Genomic DNA, 4440 nt, shown 5'->3' on the forward strand with positions numbered 1-4440 from the left:
ATTAAAAATGGGGGGATTACCGCAGCAAGTCAGAATGTGTCCGGCGACATCAAGGTCGTCGATGAATTAAAACAGACGCAAATGAACGAGGCAAGCGTCTAGGAAATTGGGGACGCCTTACTCTTTCAATATCTGGATGATCTCTTTGCCGGTGCCTCTCGTCTTCATTTTTCGTCCTTCAATCAGGTGAACGTGACAGGAAACTGCAGGAGTTTCAGGGAAAGAGGTCAATCGTTTTGCTGGTCCACGAGCCCCTGCGGGGCCCGCAAAACCTTTGCAGATCAACACGGCAAGCTCAACTGTGCCTCGCCCGGTCCCCTCCACGGTTCGACCAGCTCCGTCACGCCATGTGCATCAAAACGGAATTCTGACGTTCACCGAGGCCCCATAGGATTCGAAACCGGACGCGCCAATACCGTCATAGAAGCCTTCAATGGCGATGTTGATGTCCCGGTCAGGCACAAACCAGACTGCGCCCGCTTCCAACCGCCCCCTGAAATCCGAGTCAGATGAAGCGAGACTCGGGTCTGACGGAGAGCCGCTCTGCAGCTTGTTGAAATCGTAGATGCCAGAGAAGGTCAGATAGGGCGAGAAGATCATGTCATTGCCCTGTGCGAGTTCCCATGAAAGCTTGGGACCAAACTCAAATCGCCCCAGATCGAAGTCCTGCGACGGGATCGTGCGTCCCAGAGAGTCAGTATAGCTCTTTTGCTTTTCGTAATAATAGGTCAGACGCGCAAAAGGCCTGAGCATCAGTGTCGGACTGACCTTTACATCCCCCGTCAGACCTCCCTGGAGCAGGACGCGCTCTGTGTCAAAATCGTCTTCAAATAGGCCGAGCGCATTTACCTTGTTGTGAGATTGCCCATATGTCGCGGAGACGTCCAGATACAGATTGTCTCGCAACCGCAAGACAGCATAGGGGCCAACCATCCAGCCGACACCTTTTGCCGACGAGCCTGCCGCAGCGTTTTCTTCGTCGTTTATATCAAGCTGTGCCATGACGCCGTAGAGCGCATTGTCTGACTTGCGATAGTCCAAACCGGCAAAGAACAGGCCTGTCTTACTGTCGGAGTTGATGTTGTGGCTGATCGCGTAGGTTCCTTGGGCCCAGAAGTCCCAACCGGCCTTTGCGGAATATGCAGGCTTGATGACATCACCTCCGGCACCAGGGTATGCGCGCGCAGCGAATGAGCCTGCCTCCTCTGTGCGTGCAAACGACATTCGTCTTCTGGGCATATTCTCTGCAGCCGGGGTATCTTGCTCCGCAACGGAAGCGCCTGCGCTGCCCTCTGCCGTTCCTGGCTGCGCAGATGCAGAGCTCAACGCGGATCGCCACGCGGTGGCGTCATTTTTACGATGTATCTGATCTGCAAAGGCGCGATAGCTGAATCTAAAACTGCCAGAATGACCGCTCGAATTCGCACTGAAACTGAGTCCGTTCCCGCCGTTCTGCCTCCCAAATCCGCCACCAGACAGGCGCGAGACCAGATCAGGTTGGTTTGAGACGATGGTATTGGCGCGATTGATTATGAAGGAAGCGATGACCTCCTGCGTTTTACGAATATCGGCTGCGTCATTGCGGGTATTGGTCATTGAGAACGAAACGCTGCTCAAACCCGGCGCGCTGGCCGTGACAGCATAGGGCGCCAAAGTGGTTGTGCCCTGATAAGTTGAAGAAATGCCATTTGCAGTCAAGTTTGAACTTGTTGCAGTGCCGTTTGGTCCGGTCGTGACAGTTTCAGTGTTTGTGCCTGTGCTGGCAAATACCAGCGATGCGCCGCTTGCAGGTGCCGTGAAGGTCACCGGAACATCGGCTACGCCTTCTCCATTCGAGGCCGTCGCGGTAACGACCAACGGCGCATCGAACGCCGCGTTCACCTCAACGCTTTGGTCTGATCCCGAAACGATCTGCAGGCCGACGGCGACATTCTGCGCCGTACCGCTGACACGGAAATTGAACGGGTTTTCATCATCGTCATTGTTGGAAAGACTCACATCAAAGCCGAAGGTCCCGCTTGATGTCGCGGTATAGGACAGGACAAGTGTTGTCGTCCCCCCACCTGCGGCCAGAGAGGTCGCGCCCAACGTCAGGCCGTTGACCGTTGCGTTGGTCGCGCCACTGACATTGCCGCTGACTGTGGGAGGCGTGATTGTCAGCGTATCTGTGCCTGAGTTGGTCAGCGTGTAGGTGATCGATGTGGCGGTCCCACTTGCAACCGTCGCAGACACGGTATCGGTTCCGCCATCGCTGAGAGCTCCGTTTTCCGAAGAGGAAACTTCGATTTCAGGTGCTCCACTCGCTATGCCCTCGACGGTGATGCTGAACTGGCGAACATTGCCCGGGTTGGTGCCGCCATTCGGGTCCGTGATTGGCGGGGCGCTCGTATCCAGAGAATAAGAGATCACAAAGTCAAAGCTGAACGACCCGCTTTCAATCGGAGTGTAGATGATCTGCAATGTTGTTGACGCGCCAGCGCCCGAAAGTGTGTTTGCCCCAAGCGAAATACTGTTGACGACAACGTTGTTCTGGTTCGAGATATTTCCAGCAACCGTTGGTGTGATCAGGGTAAGAGGACGAGTCCCTGGATTGGTGATCACATAGGTAATCACCTCTGACGCTCCGATGGTCACCACCTCTGAAATGGTGTCCGTCTGGCCACTCGTGAGTGAGCCACCCCCTGCGCCTCCGAGGTCAAACTCCGCAGTGCCGCCAACTGCTGTGCCGCTTACTGTGAGCGTGTAGCTGCTTTCATCCGCGTCATCATTCGCGATAACCAACCCGAAAGAAAAGTCACCCTCGAGGGTTGGCGTGAAGGCAACGGTGAAGGTTGCGCTTGCACCCGCCGGGACGGACGATGCCCCTGGCGCCGAGATGGTGTCAATGGTCACGTTGCTGGCCGAGCCACTTGTCGGAGTGCCCGATAGCGTCAGCGTCGCCGTGCCTTGATTCGCGATCGTATACGTTAGGGTCTGTTGCTCACCCACCGTCAGGCTTCCCTGATCGTCAGTGCCCCCGCTTGCGATCGATGTCGACGCAGGACGTTGCACGTCAATTTCAGGCGACGCAACGGCTAGCGTGGCCGAAGAGTTACCTGAATTTCCGAAATCTGATGTCAGATCCCCAGAGCTGTTCGAATAGGATCCATCGCTGGAGGCGACCACACTGGCCGTGACCGTACAACTCGCTGAGGCGCCAACGGTCCCGCCTGTATAGCTTACTGTATCGGTGCCATTTGCTGCGGTCAGCGTCCCGCCGGTACAGGTGGTCGCGGCATTGCTGGGCGATGCCAGGCTCAGACCTGTGGGCAGGGTATTGCTAAACTCCAGCCCCGTCGCCGCAGCCCCATTCGCCGAGTTGTTGACCGTAAAGGTGAGGGTGGCAGTTTCATCAGATCGGATGGTATCCGGTGCGAAATCCTGAGTGAAGACTGGTGCCGTCATAGCAGCGCCACTCACGGTGAAACTGAATGGGTTTTCGTCGCTATCGCTGGTCACAAAGGTTACATCGAACGAAAATGCTCCGGCGGCCTGAGGTCTATATTGCACTTCAAATTCAGTCGTGCCTCCACCGCCGCTGACAACACTGGTAGCGGGTGCGCCAATGGACTCGACTATGACATTGGTCAAGTCCGAAGAGACTGCAGTCTCCAACGTCAGATCCAAAGCCCCGGAATTTGTTACCGTGTATGTGACGGTTTCCACGACCCCTGCCAGCTTATTGCCCTGATCATCGGTGCCGCCATCCGCGACGCTGTTGCCGGTGGAGGAGGTGAGATTGTCGATCTCCGCCTCGACCCCGACGCTGATGGTGCCCGAGATCGTCACATTATAGGTGGTCTCATCGGTGCCATCCTCGGCATCATTGGTGGTGAAGCTGAACGGCACCGAAAAGCTCGCCCCATCGGTGGTCGAGCCGGGCGTGAAGGTGATGCTGATCGCCGCCGCCTCGGAGCCCCCGGCCGCAACCGTGCTGGTGGCGATGGTGGTGGTGCCGAAGCTGGCATTCGAAGGCGTGCCCGCGGTCAGCGCCGACAGGTTGAGCGGCCCGGTGCCGCTATTGGCCACCGTATAAGTCACCGTGACCGCCGTGCCGCTGTCGATCGCCGTCGCAATCGTATCGGTGCCGCCATCCGCGACGCTGTTGCCGGTGGAAGAGGTGAGATTGTCGATCTCCGCCTCGGCATTGATGGTGCCGGAGATCGTCACATTATAGGTGGTCTCATCGGTGCCATCCTCGGCATCATTGGTGGTGAAGCTGAACGGCACCGAAAAGCTCGCCCCATCGGTGGTCGAGCCGGGCGTGAAGGTGATGCTGATCGCCGCCGCCTCGGAGCCCCCGGCCGCAACCGTGCTGGTGGCGATGGTGGTGGTGCCGAAGCTGGCATTCGAAGGCGTGCCCTGGGTCAGGCCCGAGAGGTTGAGCGGCCCGGTGCCGCT

2 protein-coding genes are annotated in these 4440 nt (G+C 57.5%); one reads left to right on the top strand and one right to left on the bottom strand.

Annotation, left to right across the window (positions count from 1 at the left end; translation table 11 throughout):
• Nucleotides 1-354: 354 nt before the first annotated feature.
• Entirely contained in the window at nucleotides 355-4269 is a 3915-nt protein-coding gene (locus FGE21_RS19610; protein ID WP_255731676.1) for an autotransporter domain-containing protein, read from the bottom strand.
• On the opposite strand from FGE21_RS19610, the gene FGE21_RS20555 reads away from it, so the two are divergent.
• Nucleotides 4250-4440: hypothetical protein (locus FGE21_RS20555; protein WP_255731677.1), on the top strand; the 191-nt coding region annotated here is incomplete at its 3' end. The genes FGE21_RS19610 and FGE21_RS20555 overlap by 20 nt on opposite strands.

It is taken from the genome of Phaeobacter sp. B1627 (assembly GCF_006265095.1).
Lineage (GTDB): Bacteria > Pseudomonadota > Alphaproteobacteria > Rhodobacterales > Rhodobacteraceae > Epibacterium.